This is a genomic window from Actinomyces sp. 432 (assembly GCF_009930875.1).
GTDB lineage: Bacteria > Actinomycetota > Actinomycetes > Actinomycetales > Actinomycetaceae > Actinomyces.
Genome location: NZ_CP025249.1, coordinates 2,123,336 through 2,139,806, shown reverse-complemented (window position 1 = coordinate 2,139,806; position 16,471 = coordinate 2,123,336). Strand labels below are relative to the sequence as shown.

Here is a 16,471-nt window from a genome sequence, read left to right as displayed (position 1 = left end):
GGTAAATCTGGACGTGATGGCGCTGCGCCACAAACACCAGCCAGGAGTTCCTGCTGAGGTCTTCGACGTCTCCCAGCCCACCGCCTCCCGCATCATCAGCGCCTACGCCACCCTGACGCCTACGCCCTGGGGAACGGCGTGCTTGCAGTGGAGGACATCGACCCCATCTAGGTGCAGATTGTGGACGGCACCCTGCTCAAGACCTGGGACTGGAAAGGCGCACCTGGCCTGCTCGCAGGCAAGTACCGCACTGCCGTGCGTAACGTGCAGGTTGCCCGTGCCCGTTTCGGCGCTCTGGCACGGGTGTCCGACCCGCTGCCCGGATCCGCGCACGACGCGGCCGCGCTGGGAACATCGGGCCTGCTGGACGTCCCGCCCGAGTGCCTACCCGGCGGGCAGGCACCGCCAACGCTTACTGGCGACGGGGCTCCACCGGGCTGGGCATGACCACGCCCGTCAAGAAGCTACGCGGGCCGCGCCCGCACGAGAACGACATGTCCTACAACGCCTCGGCCGACCGCATCCGCTTCGTAGTCGAAACAACCATAGCCACCCTCAAGACCTGGCGCGTCCTGCACTCCGGCTACCGCCACCCCATACAAGCCTTCCTAACAACCATCACCGGCATACTCACCCCCACCTTCACGTACACCCCATGAATAACCTTCCAGGAATCAGGTTTTACGGTATCTAGCGTTCGGTTGTCTACCTCGGGTCTTCTCGGGTAAACGGGTTAGCGGGCGTTGTCGGCCCTGTGCAGTGGTGCGGCAGCGGTGGAACGGCCTTGTGGGTGGTTACAGGTGCGAAGACGCTGGCCGATTCGGCCACGGGGAAGGCGGCGGCCAGTTCCGGTGCAGCGCACAGGCGCCGCTTCCAGGTGCCCGACAACCCGCGGTCGGCTCACCCTTGCGGCCGCGAAACGAACTAGCCCCTTTTTTTGGGCGGCCGCCGGATTTATTTTCAGGGCCCTTGCCGCCACATGGGTGATCCAGAGATGCGATAGGTGGGAGCGGGCTCAGGCGGGAGGGCGACGGCGGTCCGACGTAGGTAACAAGCCACATACTAGAGAGCGTCGGATGGATCGTTCGCGAGCCGGGATGGTGTGCGGACCCGTTGGCGGTCTACTGCGGGTGCGAGGTCGCCGTCGGCGCTCGACCGTCGCGGCTTCACCGCAGGTCAACGACGAGCCGCAAGCGGGACACCGAACAGCCGGGACTCAGGTAAGCTTTCTTCATTCACGACCTTCGTGCTAGTTACGATTTGGCAAGCACGCGGTCGCGAACGGCTCCCCATCACCCATGCGAGGACTCATGAAGCGCGTCATCACTTACGGCACCTACGATTTGTTGCACTACGGGCATATTGAGCTGTTGCGTCGTGCGAGGGCGCTTGGCGACTACCTGGTGGTGGTGCTGTCGTCTGATGAGTTCAATGCGGGGAAGGGTAAGAAGTCCTACTTCTCGTATGAGGAGCGTCGGCGGATGCTGGAGGCGATCCGGTACGTGGATCTGGTGGTGCCGGAGTACACGTGGGAGCAGAAGGTTGACGATGTGAAGAAGTATGAGATCGACGTGTTCGTCATGGGGGATGACTGGGCGGGCAAGTTTGACGAGCAGCTCGCGGGCCTGTGCGAGGTCGTCTACCTGCCGCGCACGCCGGAGATCTCGACCACCCAGATCAAGAACGACATGCAGAGGCTGTGACGGGGGTGAGTCGCTCCATGACAACGCAGAGGAAACAGGGTCAGGCGCTGCAAGTGCGGTGGGCGCGCGGTGTCGGGGAACGAGCCAGTGGCCGCTTCCGGGGTCGCACCGGTAGCCGCTTCGCTCGCTACGCGGCTGCGCAAGCCTACGCGGAAGGCGACCTGGAGCTCGCCCGAAGCATCTACATCGAGCTTCCTGCCGCGGCGCACGACCCCGCCTCCCGGCTGCGGATGGGACTCATCGCTGAGAGGCTCGAGCGGCCTGAGGAGGCAGAGGCCGTCTACGCGAGCATAGTTGAGGATGACCCGACCAGCATCGAGGCGCTCCTCAGCCTAGCGCGGCTGATGCGCGAGCGGGGCGCTGGGGAGGACGCGAACAGCCTCCTAACCCGTGCTGCCGGCGGGCCCGACCCCCGGGTCTCCGAGCAGCTTCTTGCCGCACTGCCCAAGGACACGCCGCTGTGGCGGCGGCTCGAGGTCCTGCGCAGCGGCCTGCCCAGCCACGGGGAGGACTGCGACTGGCTGCGCAAGACGCTCGCCGGCGAGCTGGCCATGGGCCACCAGGAGCGGGCCCGTGAGCTGATCGCGCGAATCTCAGACGTAGGGAAGCTCAAGGCGGCCGAGCTGTTCGACCTCGGCATGATCCAGTACCGGTCCGGTGATAAGGCGGCCGGCGACACCTTTGCCCGCGCCTGCGACATGGCGGGCGGAAAGGCCAAGGAGAAGGGGCCGGCGCAGTTCGCGTACCAGCGCTCCGACTGGCGCCTGGCAGCTGAACTCGTCCGCGCATTCCCGGGCGAGGGCATGACGGAGACGCAGGTCGAGTATGAGATCGCGTTCTGTAAGGACAAACTGCACGACTACCGTGAGGCGAGCGAGCACTACGCCCTGTCTGTGCTGAGCGACCCCGAAAGTGGGTACAAGCACTATAAGTTCGGCCTGGCGCGTGAGCGAGCGGGCGACTACGTCGCGGCAGAGCTGGCTTACTCGCAGGCGTTATCCACTCTGCGTGGCCGCTCGGGGCACTGGTGGAACTACCGGCGCGGGGTCGTGCTGGCGGCCATGGGGCGTTACAACGACGCGGTGAAGTCCTATCTGGAGTACACGGGCGTTCCCAAGGAGCCCAAGCTGAACGATGCCTACGCCCACGTGCTGTCCCCACACGTGCTGAACCGGCACCGTCCGATCGACCTGGTTGAAGCACGCCTGCTCAACATGCGCGGGCGGTACCTGAGCAAGGTCGACAAGGTGGCGCGTATTCGCGCCATACTGCCGCTGGTCCTCAAGGGGGATCGCACTACCCGGGTACGCCTGGCGGTCGCTGTGAAGGAGGCTGGTGACCCCGCACTGGCATGCGAGATCCTCGAGCATGTTGAGGAGTTCGGCTCAAAGGACGGGCTGGACCCAGCCGCCTACAGCAAGACTCCTGCGGCACTGCGCAACATCCGCTACGCGGAGGCACTGGAGACACTCCCCGTCAGCCCGAACCTGGTGCTGTGGGAGTCGAACCACGGCGCGTCCATCGGGTGTCACCCCCTGGCCATGTTCCGCTGGATGGTGGACCGGCCGGAGTACGAGCACCTCATCCATGTGTGGGCGATCAACGACGAGAGCGGAATCCCCGCCGACGTGCTTGACCATGACAACGTCGTGTTCGTCCGTCTGCACTCGCAGGAGTACATGCAGTATCTGGCCACTGCCGGCCACATTGTGAACAACGTGTCCTTCGCACCCTACTTTGTGCGTAGGCCCGGGCAGGAGTACCTGAACACCTGGCACGGTACCCCGTTCAAGACACTCGGCCGCTCCATGAAGGGCGAGCTGCTGGCTTACGAGAACCTCCAGCGAAACTTCCAGCAGAGCACCGTCGTGATGGCGCCCAACGCCCTTACGGAGTGTGCACTGATTGAGGATCACGATCTACTGGACGTGTATAGGGGAGTGTCAGTCATTGCGGGTTCGCCACGTCTGGACACCTCCATCCTGATGGATGCGGGAGGGCGGCAGGCGCTTCGCTCACGGCTCGGTCTGGCGCCGGGCGACGAGCGCAAGCTGCTGCTGTACGCCCCCACGTGGCGCGGCGGCGTGAGCGAGCGCGAGCTGGACGCCGATGCGCTGGTGGATGACCTCAAGGCCATGGCAGCCCGTGATGACGTAGTGGTTGTCTACCGTGCCCACCGGCTCTCCGAGAAACTGCTCGAAGGCGTTGAGCTCCCGGTCACTATCGTTCCCAAGGACATCGATACGAACGAGCTGCTCGCAGCGATCGATATTCTGGTGACGGACTACTCCTCGATCTTCTTTGACTTCATGCCCCAGCGGAAGCCGATTGTGCTGTACATGCACGATCTGGATGAGTACCGGGCGGACCGGGGGCTGTACCTGGACCCGGATGCGGTTCCGGGGCTGCACTGCCAGGACCGGAGCGGCCTCTGTGACGCGATCGACCAGGCGATACTGGGTGCAGGAGCGCCTGAGGACGCGGATCTTCGGCGGTACTGCCCGCTTGAGGACGGTAACGCCTCGGAGCGGATGGTCAGGCTCTTCTTCGACGGCGTTCGCAGCCTGCCCGAGCCCTCCGTGGTTCGTGACTACCGCGTGGACAACGGCGCCGTCGGTCGGAAGACCATCCTCTTCCATGCCTCGCTGATTCCCAACGGCATCGCCTCAGCGCTGCTCTCCCTCATGAATTCGCTGGATCCCGCAGAGTACTCGGTGAGCCTCCTGGTGGAGCCGAAGGTGCTGCGCAGCCGCGACGACCGCCGGGAGATGTACATGCGGCTGCCGGAGCACGTACACGTCATCTGCAGGCAGGGGGTGGCCCCCTGGACTGTGGCAGAGCGCTGGTGCACGAACGAGTTCTCACGCCACCCAGACGCTGAGACGCCCGCGTTCTGGCGGGAGTACTGGAGCTACTGGGACCGTGAGAGCCGACGGCTGCTGGGCGACTTCGTCCCCGACGCCGCCGTCGAGTACGACGGATACGCGTACACCTGGCTGTCGCTCATAGCCGCCTGGGGACGGCGCGGCGCGCGCGTCTCCTGCTATCAGCACAACCAGATGGACGACGAGTACCGGGAGAAGCTCCCGGACCTGATGCGCGTCTTCCGGCTCTACGACACTGCCGCCGCGATCATTGCGGTTAGCCCGGGACTGGCGGCACACAATCAAAGGAGCCTGCGGCTGCTCGGGATTGATACCGGTTCCCGGCAGGCAGCCGCGCGCAACCTCATCGAGATGGACAAGCTGCACAGGCTGTCCCAGGAGGCGCTGCCGGAGGACGTGGGCGCGTTCAAACGAGCGCATGCACTGACCTTCGTGTCGATCGGGCGAATGTCGCGGGAGAAGAACCAGACTGCGCTGATCGACGCCGTCGCAACCGCTCGCTCACGCGGCGTCGACGTCGGCCTGGTACTCGTAGGGTCCGGGCTGCTCGAACCCGATCTCAAGGTGCACGCAAGGCGCCGTGACCTCGATCGGCACGTTCTGTTCACGGGGCAGCTGGCCAACCCGTACCCGGTTCTGGCATGCGCTGACTGCTTCATCCTGCCCTCGACGCATGAGGGCCAGCCGGTGACAATCCTCGAAGCGATGGCATTGGGTGTTCCGGTGATCGCCTCCGATGTGCCCGGCAGCCTGGAACTGATCAGGCTTGGGTACGGCCTGACCTGCGGAACCTCTGCGGAGGAGATCGCACACGCCATTCAGGTGGCGAGCGCTGACATGTCCGTGGCCGCAGGAGTATTCGACGCCGAGAAGTACTGCGCCGATGCGACCTCCGCGACGCTGGGCGCGATACTTGCAATTGATCGTCCTGCTGGGCAAGAAGCAGACATTCTCGAAGATGCTCCACAGAAGGAACGGCTATGACTATCTACAAGCTGGTGCGCCCGGTGGGCGCCTCACTGTCGGAAGCTGGTTCGCTCAGGCGCGAACCGCCGCGTCCGGTCGAGAAGCGCGACCCCACCTATGCGGACAAATACGATGACTCGACGGTGTTCTACGACGCTATTCTTAGCGGCCGCACGGTGACGCTGGTCGGACCTCCGCTACTGAATCTGGAGGGGCTCATAACCGGCGGGGACGTTCGCTTCGGCGCGTCTGAAGACCCGGTGCGGTTCAGCACGGTCAAGCACGATCGCAGCCAGGTCTCCACAGTACGGCTACGTGATCCCGGCATGGGGAACGCCGAGCTGAAGTTCCGGCTCAGCGACGGCACGAGGCTCGCGCTCACGCCGACGCCGGATATGAACGAGCTGTTCGCCGGTCGTAGAGTGCTGATGGCTCACCAGAAGGACGAGCCCATCGCCTGGATACTCGACTGGATCCGCTACTACCAGCACGAGCACGGCGTTGACGCGGTCCTGCTCTACGACAACGCTTCGACTACCAGGACTCCGGAAGAGCTCCTCGGAGCGCTTAGGTCGCTTGAGGGGCTGGAGACCGCCGTAGTCGTGGAGTGGAACTACAAATTCGGTCCCCAAGGCAGCCCCTGGGTCGGCCCGAATGTCGCATGGGACTCCGACTACGGCCAGATCGGCGCTTTCCAGGACGCCAGGTACCGCTTCTTGCAGTCCGCCGTCGGTGTGATCAATTCCGACATCGATGAACTGGTCATCAAGACCACCGACATGGATGTCTTCGATGCGCTTGCGGAGTCCGAGGACGGCGTGGTCGGCTACGGCGGCAGGTGGATCGAGAACTCCCGCTCGGACACGTCCCGTGCGCCGCGTTTCTGGGACTTCTTCAAGATGCTCAAGACCGGTCATCCGTGCCGCCCCAAGTGGACGGCGAGGTTCTCCTCCCTGTCCTCCGCGACCTCACCGACGTGCCACTTCATCCGCGGCGCCGACGTACCACCCGACGACCGGTTCTACCTGGCGCACTTCCGCGGTCTCAATATGGGGTGGAAGGTGCCCACGCGCCTGCAGAACGTGGAGGACCGGGGGCAGTTCTCGGTTGACTACGGCGTTGTCGGTGCACTCGCGGAGGTCTTCCCGGACACCATCCCCTGGGCCGAGGTGCGTCGCGCGCTGAAGGAAGTGTCACGAGCTACGCCCGTAGACGCTGACAGGGTCTTCCGCGAGTGGCTGCAGGAGGCCGTGCGCGCCCGCTGCGGAGTCCCCGGGGACTCCTGGACAAGATCCTGGTTCTGGCGTTCAAACGTCGGCGTGCTAGAGCGGGACGCCGGTCGGCTCGGGCGCATTGCCTTTGACTTGGAGATGGGCGCCAAGTCCATCGGAGTCGCGCTCTCCGTGCGCGACCGGAATCATTTCGACGCTCTGCGTGAGGCGCTTACCAGCAGTGGGATCCAGTTCATGGGCCCTCTGTCGGGAGGAATGGGATTCAGGCTACGTGAATTCGACCGCAAGCTGTCGCGCGAAGACCTCGCCGAGGAGATCGCCGCACTGCTGACGCGGTGCGTCCGAGCGGTTTCAGCGAAGTAGGCACCAGGCGGCTTGGGTGATCGGTCAGGTCCCGACTGACCACCCAAGCCGCCTCCTACACCCCGTGCCCCTCAGCCGGGCGGAGCATCTGCGGGGGGCGGCACCAGCCGACCCCGAGGTGGCCTGCCCCTCAGCCGGGCGGAGCGGCTAGTAGGCGTGCCGCCAAGCGCCCCTGTAGAGATCCGGATCGGAGATCACAGGCTGCCGGGGCGCCCACTTCCGGCGGCAGCGGGCCAGGATCTCGTCCGCCTTGTCGAACTCGTTCTTGGTGATGTTCCACGACCACCAGCGGTAATCGTGGGCGATCTCCGGTCCGGGGCCGTCCCCGATTATCTCGCCCTCCATCAGCCAGATCGCCCGTGAGCACATCTCCTCAATGGTCTGCGCCGCGTGGCTCACCAGGAACACCGTCCCCGCTGCCTGGCGGAGCTCAGTCATCTTCCGCTCACTGCGCTCCTTGAAGGCGGCGTCACCGGTGCTCAGTGCCTCGTCAATAAGCAGGATGTCTGGATTCGCGGCGGCGGCGATGGCGAAGCGGAGCCTGGAGGCCATACCTGACGAGTAGGTCTTCATCGGTCGGTAAATCGCCTTGCCAATTCCGGCAAGCTCTACGACCTCGGGCAGCACGTCCCGAGCCTGCTGCTTGGACAGGCCCATGGCCAGGCAGCCGAGCAGGACGTTCCGCTCACCAGGAAGGTCGGGTACTAGGGCCGCGTTAACCCCGAGCAGCACCGGAGTTGAGCGGGCTCTGACACTGCCGGCGCGGGGTGTCTCCAGCCCGGCGATGATGCGCAGCAGAGTGGACTTGCCCGAGCCGTTTCTGCCGAGGATGCCAATCGACTCACCGGCGCGGGCCACCAGCGAGACCCCCTTGAGCGCGTCGACATCCACCTTCGGTCGCTGACCGGTCACTCGCAGGAACACCCGCGTGGCAGGTGACAGCGCGCGCATGGCGCTGGCGTCACTGGAGGGGGAGCGGTAGCGGACCTGCACGTCGCGTACTACCACGGTGGGCTCTGCGGCAGCGGAGTCTTTCGTCGATTCAGCGTTCGACGGCATATGCGACCTCCTTCTCCCAGAAGAATACGAAGCCGAGAACCAGCGCTCCAAAGGTCCAGGTGATCAGCAGCGCCCAGGACCTCGTGTCAGGCATTGCGTCGTACAAGATGCAGTCCCGGTACATCGTGAGGATGAGGTAACCGGGGTTCACGTCCATGAACGCAAGCACGGTGGGGTGGTCTATGAACCGCTCGTAGGAAAAGAACACGCCTGATCCGTAGAACCAGAACTGGGTCAGGAACGGCCAGATATTGCGCATGTCTGGAAACAGCGTGGTGATGCGCGCCGCGAAAAAAGTCAGTCCCAGCGCGAGCATGAACTGTAATAGGAAGATCGGGATGATGAGTAGCCAGTGCAATGTGGGTAGGGCGTGGGGAGGCAGGACTGCCACTAAGAACAGCACCGACGCCAGGGGCGGCAACGTGTCGATCGCCGAGCGCAGCGTGTACGAGATCGGCAGCACTGCGCGGGGGAAGGAGAAGCCCCGAATCATGTTCCTGCCGTTCCTGACCACTTGGGCTCCTCCTGTTATTGAACGCTGGAGGGGCGGAAACAGCGTCACGCCGATGATCAGGTAGCCGACAAAGTTCTCGATGCCGCGGGAGGTCTGCAGCAGTAGACCGAATATCACGAAATAGACGAGTGCATCCAGCATAGGCTTGACGATCAGCCAGGCATTGCCGAGTAGCGTGCCGCGCTGGGAGCCAAGCGCCTTGGCCCGGGCATCCGCCCAAATGAAGTGCCGCCGCTGCCACAGCTGTGCGATGTACTTGCCCAGCGGCGGCCGCAGCCCGACCGGGTCCAGGGACTCCAGCTGGCGGTCGGAGACGACGTGGGAACTACGCATGTAGTAGTTCTCGTAAGCGCGATCGAGCCAGGTCATGGGCATCGGCTCCTGAGACTGTGTGCTCACCTCAACTCCTCATACATCGCGCGGTAGACCGTGCCGTTGCGACTCCACGTGGGTAGTCCGCAAGCTTCAGCACGAATCCTATTCTGGCCGGGCGCGGCAACACGATTCGAGTCCTCCGAGCGCCTGGCCGCCCCAGTGAGGGCAGTGGCGAGGGCCGCAGCATCCTCGGCGGGGAATACCTCGCCACCGCCCCGGGCAACAACCTCCCGCAAGGCCGGCAGGTCAGACACCAGCACCTCCCGGCCCAGTGCCATCGCGTTGAAAGGCTTGATCGGCGTCACCGACCTGCAGACAGGCGTGTCCCTCCGGGGCACGCAGAACGCATCCAGGGCCTGGTACCAGTTCAGGGACTCCTGCTGCGGCACCCTCCCCGGCAGCACGCAGACCTCGGGCCCCAGGCCGAGCTCCGCCGCCCGTGCCTCGAGCCCCGGCCGACTGACGCCGTCGCCCACCAGCAGGCAGCGCACATCGACCCCGCTCGCGCGGCACCGCGCCACCGCCTCGAGCAATACATCGAAGCCCTCATAGTCCACCAGGGAGGAGACGCTGCCAGCCCAGAAGCCCTCGCGAGGCAGCCCCAGCCGAGTGCGCGCCTCAGCCGCACCCACCGCGGGCACCTCCAGCACGGCGTCCTCCACCGCGTTAGGAACAATCCTGATGCGCTCCGCCGGCACCCCGCGCGCGACCAGGTCCTCAAGCTGTACCTGCGACAGGACCACTACCGCGTCCGCCGCCAGCGCCATCTCGGTCTCCTTGGCGCGCAACAGGCGGAACCGCTCTGAGCCCAGCGCCTGAGCCTGCTGGCTCACCGGGCGGGAGGCCACCCAGGTCTGCTCCAGCACACCGCGCATCTCATACACCCACGCCAGCCCGTACGACTCTGCCACGGCGCGCGTGACCAGCGCGTTCTGAAAGTTCGTGGTGGTGTGCAGCACGTGCGGGCGGAAGACCTCCACCTCCTGCGCCAGCAGACGCGCCATTTGCACCAGCCGCGCCGCCGGGGTCGGCGCCAGCCGGGACGGCAGCAGCCGCCGGTACTCGATCCCATCCACCACGTCCGTGCCGGCCGCGCCTACCAGCCCCACCGTCACCGGATAGCCGATCCGCGTAATCGCGCGCACCTCAATGCCCGCGGCGCGCTGGGCGCCAAGCACCGCGTGAGAGCGCACCGCATAGCCGGACTGGGTGTGCGGGAAGGAGTTCGTCAGTACATGTAGCACCCGGGTCGGTCCGCTCCGAGCCGGCTCCTCCCACCTGGGCGAGCGGGTTACCCGTGGGAGCGTGAAGCCCGGGCTCATCACCGCCAGTTGCGAGCGCAGCCGTGCGCGCCGCGCCCGCGCCTCGGGCACGCCGTCGAGCACCGCAACCGCGTCATGGAGCTGACCCCGGGACCAGTAGTCCCGGGAGCGCAGCGTTGGCGGCAGCTGGGCGGCGGCGTCGGGGTGAAGGCGGCCGAGCTGGACTGACAGCTCCGCCGCTAACCGCCTGCCCGCCGGTGAACGGGGTACCGCGGCAGCCAGCGCTCGCTCGGCCTGCGCGGGGCGGTCGGCAAGGAACTCGCCCAGGGCCAGGCGCAAGGACCCTGGCCTCGCGCCTGCGCCGGCGGCTCGTGCCATGCGCCCGCGTGCCCCGGGGGGCAGGCGCCGGGCCGACTGCACCGCCAGCAGCAGCGGATCCTCGGCGAGAAGCCGACTAGTGGAGTCAATCAGCAAGCGTATATTGCGGATGCGCTGAGCCTCAGGCACCAGTTACCCCCTCCAGCAGTGACTCGTAACGGGACACCAGGTCCTCCTTGCGTGCGTGCTCATCCAGCCACAGCGAGCCGCTGGCGGGAGCCAGGCGGGAGCGGTCGGCCGCCAGCTCCGTCCACAGTGCCGCCAGCGCCTGCGGGTCTTGCGGGGCGACTATGTCCCCGGCTCCGGACTCGCGCACAATCGCTGCGGCCTCGCCCGCAACCGCGCCACTGATGTGCCGACCGGTGGCCAGGAGCTCGTACAGCTTGGACGGAACCGTCAGTGACATGGCAGGCCAGTCCTGCAAAGACACCAGCACCGTGTCCGCCCACGCGTACTGCTCGCCCACCCGCTCCACGGGAACCGGCTCCAGCACCTGCACCGGGGCGTCTAGACGCGTCGCCTCCGCGCGCACGGCTGCGGCCTGCGCGCCGTCGCCGACAATCCGCAGCATCACATGCGTGCCCCGCTGTGCTGCCAGGGCGGCGGCCCGCACCGCACTGTCCAGCCCCTGGGCCCGACCCACCGTGCCCAGGTACAGCACGCGCAGGGCACCATCCGCCCGAGAGCCAGGCACGGGCGGGAGCGCCGCGACCGGGGCTGCCGGCGCATTGCGGACCGTGACCACGTGCCCCAGGCCGCGCTCGCGGAGCGCTCGGGCGAAGGACTCGGTGGTGGTAACCACGGCGTCGGCCTGGCGCTCCAGATGGGTGATTGCCCCCGGTACGGTCCCGCGCGCCGCCGCCAGCGCCCGACGCCGCAGCCCGGGAGCGTCACCGCCTGCCCAGCTGGAGGCGGATTCAAGGATGTCCGGCCAGGCGTCGCGCAGCTCCGCCACTACCGGCCGGCGCAGCACGCGCCCCAGCATCAGGGCGGCTGGCAGGGTCGGCAGCCCCGGCACCGTGCCGACGACGACGTCGGGCCGCTGCGATCCGGTAAAGCGCCGCAGCCCCAGCCTGAGGGCATCCGCCGCAGCCACCGCCTGGTCCGCGCCCCGGCCCCCAGGCCGACGTCGTAGGGGCGGAAGGCAGTGCGGTGGATCATCGCCCCGGACGGGTCCCGGTGCACCGCGCCCGGGGCGTGGCGCGGGTCGGCGTCGAGCAGGCGCCCGGTGGGATAGTGCGGCGGCGGAGCCAGCACGGCCAGCTCGTGGCCGCGCCGGACCAGGCCGCGGGCCAGCCAGCCCCAACGCATCTGCGGGGCGCCCGTCTCCGGCGCCCAGTAGTGGGTGAGCAGCAGGATCCTCATCTTCCTCACCTCACCGGCCTCAGCGCGCGGAAGGGGTCGCCGGCCCCGACCGCTAGCGGCAGGTACAGGTAGGCGATCAGCACAGCGCCGATGAGCCCCCAGGCAAGCGCCGGCTGCCCCAGCACCAGGCCCAGCCAGGCCAGGGCCGAGCACAGCGCCGCCGTGGCCGCCACCAGCAGGGCCACGGCCCAGTGCGGCCAGCCGAATGTCACCAGGCGCTGGTAAACGTGCAGCTTGTGCGGCTCATACCACCGCTGCCCGGTGCGCACCCGCATCCCCAGGGTGAAGCCGGCATCGGTCACCAGCACCAGCAGCGGTGCTACCGAAGCACTTGCCGGAACCCCGGAGGCCAGGCAGATCGTGGCCGCGAAGGCCCAGGCGCCGCCAAGCGCGTAGGACCCGGAGTCGCCCAGGAAGAGCCGCGCCCGCGGCGCGTTGAAGGGCAGGAATCCTGCTGCCGCCCCGGCCACCGCAATCATCACGACGCCGAGTCCCGGAACCGGGTGCGCCAGCGCCACCACCGTGAACCATAGGCCCGCCACCACCGCGTGCCCCGCAGCCAAGCCGTTTGCGCCGTCCATGAAGTTGGTGGCGTTGACCAGTCCCGCGGCGCACACGGCCACGGCCACGGCCACCCACGGGTTCGCCCCCACCAGGGCGGCGGCGGCCAGGCCCAGGAGCAGGCCCAGGACCAGCTGCAGACACAGGCGCAACCGGGTGGAAAGAGAGAAGAGGTCCTCCGTCAGGCCCACGACCGCGAAGGCCACAATCGCCACCAGCCCCAGCGCCAGCACGCTGAAGCGGGTGTACGCATGCGTCGTCGCGAGCCGGTGCCAGGCGATTACGATCGCCGGGCCCATTACCAGCAGCGCCCCTAGCACCACGGCCAGGCCGCCGCCGCGCGGTGTCGGCACCACGTGCAGCGAGCGATCCACCGGGACATCGACCACCTGGGCGCGCCGCAGCACCGGGATCAGCGCCGCCGTCGCCAGCGCCGACGCCGCCGCGGCGGCCAGGAAGCCGAGGACCAGGGCAACTGTCATGCCCCGCTCTCCGCTTCCATCCACCGGCGTACCAGGGCACCGTGCTGGCCCCACTCGGCGCGTTCACGCAAGTCGGTGATCGCCGCGAGCTTCCCCATCGGGTAGGGCGGCACCGAGGTCTGCGAGATCAGCGGGTGATTCGGGCGCACGTCCTGCTCGCCCCGGCCGAACAGCTCCTCGGTGAGCTTCTCCCCGGGGCGCACCCGCGTGTAGGTGACTTGCGCGTCGGGGTAGCCCATCAGGGTGGCGAAGCGGCGCGCGATCTCCTCGATGTTGTGCGGCTTGCCCATGTCCAGGATCAGGACCTCGCCCGAGCGCCCAAGCACCCCTGCCTGCAGGACCAGCTGGCAGGCCTCGTCCACGCTCATGAAGAACCGCTCCATGCTCGGGTCCGTGATCGTCAGCGGTAGCCCGCGCTCCAGCTGGGAGGCGAAGGTCAGCAGCGCCGAGCCGCGTGAACCCAGTACGTTCCCGAATCGCACGGACATGAAGCGGCGCTCGGGAGCCAGCGTCCGCCCGATGGTTGCCGTCAGCCGCTCGGCCACCCGCTTGGAGTAGCCGAGCACGCACTGCGGGTCCGCGGCCTTGTCCGTGGAGATATTGATGAATCGCCGCACGTCATGACTGGCTGCCGCCAGCAGCAGGTCGCGGGTGGCCGCCACATTCGTCAGGAAGGCCTCCTCCGGGAAGCGCTCCGTGAGCGTGACGTGCTTCAGTGCGGCCGCGTGGAAGACGATGGTCGGCCGGTTCTCGTCGAACAGGGCGGGAATGAAGCCGGGGGTGCGCAGGTCTCCGAGGATCACGTCGGGGGAGTCGAGCATCGCCTGCCCGTCCAGGGACAGCTGTACCGCGTGCAGGGCGGAGTCGTCCCGGTCCACCATGATCAGTCGCTCCGGCTCGTAGCGGGCGATTGCGTGGCACAGCTGGGAGCCGATCGATCCGCCCGCACCCGTCACCAGGACGCGCTCGCCGGTCAGGTAGGCACCGATGGCGTCGACGTCGGTGTCGATCTCGCGGCGTCCGAGCAGGTCCGCGATCTGCGGGGGCCGGAAGACGTTGGTCGACTGGAGCTGGGAGGCGTCGGGGTGGTACGAGGGCGCGCGCTCGACCAGCTCCTCCATGGAGGGCATGATGCGGATCTCGAGTCCCAGGGACTGGGCCTTCTCCACAACCTCGTCGACTCGCTCCGGGCCTGCGGAGGGCACCGCCAGCAGTACCAGGTCGGCGCGCTTCTCCGCGGCTACCTGCCCGAGCGCCTCCCACGGCCCCAGCACCCGCACCCCGCTGATGCGCAGGTGCCGCTTGGAGGGGTCATCGTCCAGGATGGCAACCGGGGTGAAGACGCCCTCCTGGTCCTGCTGCATCAAGCTGATCGCCTGTACCCCGCCGTAGCCTGCCCCGAGCACGATGGTGCGCCGGCTGCGGTGCGCCTGCGGGCGGTGCCGCCAGGCGACTACGCGCTGGAAGAGCCAGCGCACCGCCATATGCAGGGTCAGCGCCACCGCCCCGGAGACCACCGCCGCCCCCAGCGGCAGCAGCAGGCCCTGGGACAGGATGGATGCGAGCATCAGCACCGCCGCAATCAGTACATCCGTGACCAGGATCTGCGGGATCTCATCCCCGGTGGCGAAGCGGGCGCGGCCGCGCAGGAACAGCAGCCAGGCCAGCAGCTGCAGCACTGCCGCGAGCAGGATGGCGATACCGGTCGCGATGCCGGTCGGCTCCCGGGAGCTGCCGTCAATGTTCAGGGACAGGACCAGCACAATCGCCAGCACCCACATGGCGCAGTCCAGGGCCGGGATGGTCCCGTGCGGCAGGTGCAGCCGCGAGCCGCCGATATCGGTGGTCGGCCAGGACTCGCGCGGGTCCGGTGTGGTGGGGAGGGCGGCTGCGCCGGGCTGCGGTCCGGATGCGGGGGCTTCCTGCCGGGCCCCCGCCGGGGAGGAGTTCAGGGAATTCACAGTGATACTGACCTCAGGTGATCGGTGGGACGTGACATGGCGGGACGGAAATCGGGCAGGCGCTCGCCCAGGCCCAGCAGCGCGGCGATCGCGGCCACCGCGCGCTGGGATGCGTGGCCATCGCCGTAAGGGTTGGCGGCGTGAGCCATCTGCTGATACAGGGTGGGGGAGTCCAGCAGGGCGGAGACCTCCGTTACCAGCCGGTCCTCCGCCGTGCCGATGAGGCGGACCGTGCCGGCTTCTACGCCCTCGGGACGCTCGGTGTTCTCGCGCATCACCAGTACGGGCTTGCCCAGGCTCGGCGCCTCCTCCTGCACGCCGCCGGAGTCGGTGAGCACGATCCGGGCGGCGTCCATGACGGTGGTGAACTCCCCGTAGGCCAGGGGCTCGGAGATGAGCACATTCGCCAGCTGCGCCACGTGCGGGATGACTGCCTCGCGCACAACCGGATTACGGTGCACCGGCAGCACGATCAGGTGCTCGGGGAAGCGGGCCGCCAGGCGTGCCAGCGCCCGTCCCACACCCTCCAGCGCCTCACCCCAGTTCTCCCGCCGGTGGGCCGTGACCAAGATGAGCGGACGCCCCTGCGCAATCGCCTCCCGCAGACGGGGGTCGGCGGGCTGAGTGCGCCGGGCGCGCGTGTGCAGCAGGGCGTCAATCACCGTGTTGCCGGTGACCGCGATGCCTTCCGGGTCCACGCCCTCGCGCAGCAGGTTAGCTCTTGAGCGCGGGGTAGGCGCCAGGTGTAGTGAGGCCAGCTGGGTGGTCACCCGCCGATTGGCCTCCTCGGGAAAGGGGGAGGAGAGGTTCCCCGAGCGCAGCCCCGCCTCTAGGTGCACCACTGGCACTCGTCGGTAGAAGGCCGCCAGCGCCGCGGCGGCGACGGAGGTCGTATCGCCCTGTACCAGGACCGCGTCCGGGCTTGCGGAGGCGAGGACAGGATCCAGCCGGGCGAGGATCTTGGCGCTGAGCGTGTTCAGGGTCTGGCCGGGTTCGAACACGTCGATGTCATAGTCCGGCGCCAGGCTGAAAATCTCGCTTACCTGGCCCAGCATCTCCCGGTGCTGCCCAGTGGACACGAGCGTGGGGCGCAGGTCCGCGTGGTCTCGCAGCCCCTGGATGACCGGCGCCAGCTTGATCGCCTCGGGGCGTGTGCCGTAAACGACCATGACGCTCTTCGGCACTGGCACTCCTAGTGGGAACTGTACTGCCAGAGACGGGGAGTCACTGACAAAGACGTTTCTCAGGATAGCGCGCGGTCTCACTTCGGCTACCCAGTATCCCGCCGAGCTGCCGGACCGTTACCTTTGTTGCCATACTCATGCCTGCCTGTGCCGCGGCGTCGGCCCGGAACTCTGCCCGGAA

General features: G+C 67.4%; 13 protein-coding genes. 5 read left to right on the top strand and 8 right to left on the bottom strand.

Annotated features, from left to right (window positions below):
* The first annotated feature begins 171 nt into the window (after window positions 1–171).
* The 5 genes from CWT12_RS13475 (at window position 172) to CWT12_RS08940 (ending at window position 7,149) form a co-directional block, all read left to right on the top strand.
* A complete protein-coding gene (locus CWT12_RS13475; RefSeq protein WP_237564110.1) occupies window positions 172–447 on the top strand; it encodes a hypothetical protein in 276 nt (91 codons plus the stop codon).
* Entirely contained in the window at window positions 444–659 is a 216-nt protein-coding gene (locus CWT12_RS13470) for a transposase family protein (protein WP_202616183.1), read from the top strand. Before CWT12_RS13475 ends, CWT12_RS13470 begins: the two co-directional genes overlap by 4 nt.
* A 651-nt stretch (window positions 660–1,310) precedes the next feature.
* Window positions 1,311–1,703: a glycerol-3-phosphate cytidylyltransferase gene (gene tagD / locus CWT12_RS08950; RefSeq protein ID WP_161924526.1), complete on the top strand. Its 393-nt coding sequence runs from the start codon at window positions 1,311–1,313 to the stop codon at window positions 1,701–1,703.
* Between the two features lie 17 nt (window positions 1,704–1,720).
* Window positions 1,721–5,572: a glycosyltransferase gene (locus CWT12_RS08945; protein WP_161924525.1), complete on the top strand. Its 3,852-nt coding sequence runs from the start codon at window positions 1,721–1,723 to the stop codon at window positions 5,570–5,572.
* A complete protein-coding gene (locus tag CWT12_RS08940) occupies window positions 5,569–7,149 on the top strand; it encodes a hypothetical protein (protein WP_161924524.1) in 1,581 nt (526 codons plus the stop codon). Before CWT12_RS08945 ends, CWT12_RS08940 begins: the two co-directional genes overlap by 4 nt.
* Before the next feature lie 147 nt (window positions 7,150–7,296).
* Here the strand turns inward: CWT12_RS08940 and CWT12_RS08935 are convergent, their stop codons facing one another.
* Genes CWT12_RS08935 through wecB form a run of 8 tightly spaced genes read right to left on the bottom strand, consistent with a single transcriptional unit; the run spans window position 7,297 to window position 16,275 of the window.
* Window positions 7,297–8,208 carry an ABC transporter ATP-binding protein gene (locus tag CWT12_RS08935; protein ID WP_161924523.1) on the bottom strand — a complete coding sequence of 304 codons (912 nt, stop codon included), beginning with the start codon at window positions 8,206–8,208 and terminating at the stop codon, window positions 7,297–7,299.
* Window positions 8,192–9,091 carry an ABC transporter permease gene (locus CWT12_RS08930; protein ID WP_237564109.1) on the bottom strand — a complete coding sequence of 300 codons (900 nt, stop codon included), beginning with the start codon at window positions 9,089–9,091 and terminating at the stop codon, window positions 8,192–8,194. The genes CWT12_RS08935 and CWT12_RS08930 overlap by 17 nt, the downstream gene beginning before the upstream one ends.
* Before the next feature lie 26 nt (window positions 9,092–9,117).
* On the bottom strand, window positions 9,118–10,833 hold the full coding sequence (locus tag CWT12_RS08925; RefSeq protein WP_237564108.1) for a glycosyltransferase: 1,716 nt from the start codon (window positions 10,831–10,833) through the stop codon (window positions 9,118–9,120).
* Between the two features lie 25 nt (window positions 10,834–10,858).
* Window positions 10,859–11,833, bottom strand: a complete 975-nt coding sequence (locus CWT12_RS08920) for a glycosyltransferase (protein ID WP_237564107.1) — start codon at window positions 11,831–11,833, stop codon at window positions 10,859–10,861.
* Complete coding sequence (locus CWT12_RS14005) at window positions 11,722–12,102, bottom strand: hypothetical protein (RefSeq protein WP_237564106.1); 381 nt, start codon at window positions 12,100–12,102, stop codon at window positions 11,722–11,724. Before CWT12_RS14005 ends, CWT12_RS08920 begins: the two co-directional genes overlap by 112 nt.
* A gap of 5 nt (window positions 12,103–12,107) precedes the next feature.
* Complete coding sequence (locus CWT12_RS08915; RefSeq protein WP_161924522.1) at window positions 12,108–13,145, bottom strand: glycosyl transferase family 4; 1,038 nt, start codon at window positions 13,143–13,145, stop codon at window positions 12,108–12,110.
* Window positions 13,142–15,106, bottom strand: coding sequence for a polysaccharide biosynthesis protein (locus tag CWT12_RS08910; RefSeq protein WP_237564105.1), 1,965 nt, complete (start codon window positions 15,104–15,106; stop codon window positions 13,142–13,144). Before CWT12_RS08910 ends, CWT12_RS08915 begins: the two co-directional genes overlap by 4 nt.
* On the bottom strand, window positions 15,103–16,275 hold the full coding sequence (gene wecB / locus CWT12_RS08905) for a non-hydrolyzing UDP-N-acetylglucosamine 2-epimerase (protein ID WP_161925401.1): 1,173 nt from the start codon (window positions 16,273–16,275) through the stop codon (window positions 15,103–15,105). The genes CWT12_RS08910 and wecB overlap by 4 nt, the downstream gene beginning before the upstream one ends.
* Window positions 16,276–16,471 lie beyond the last annotated feature (196 nt).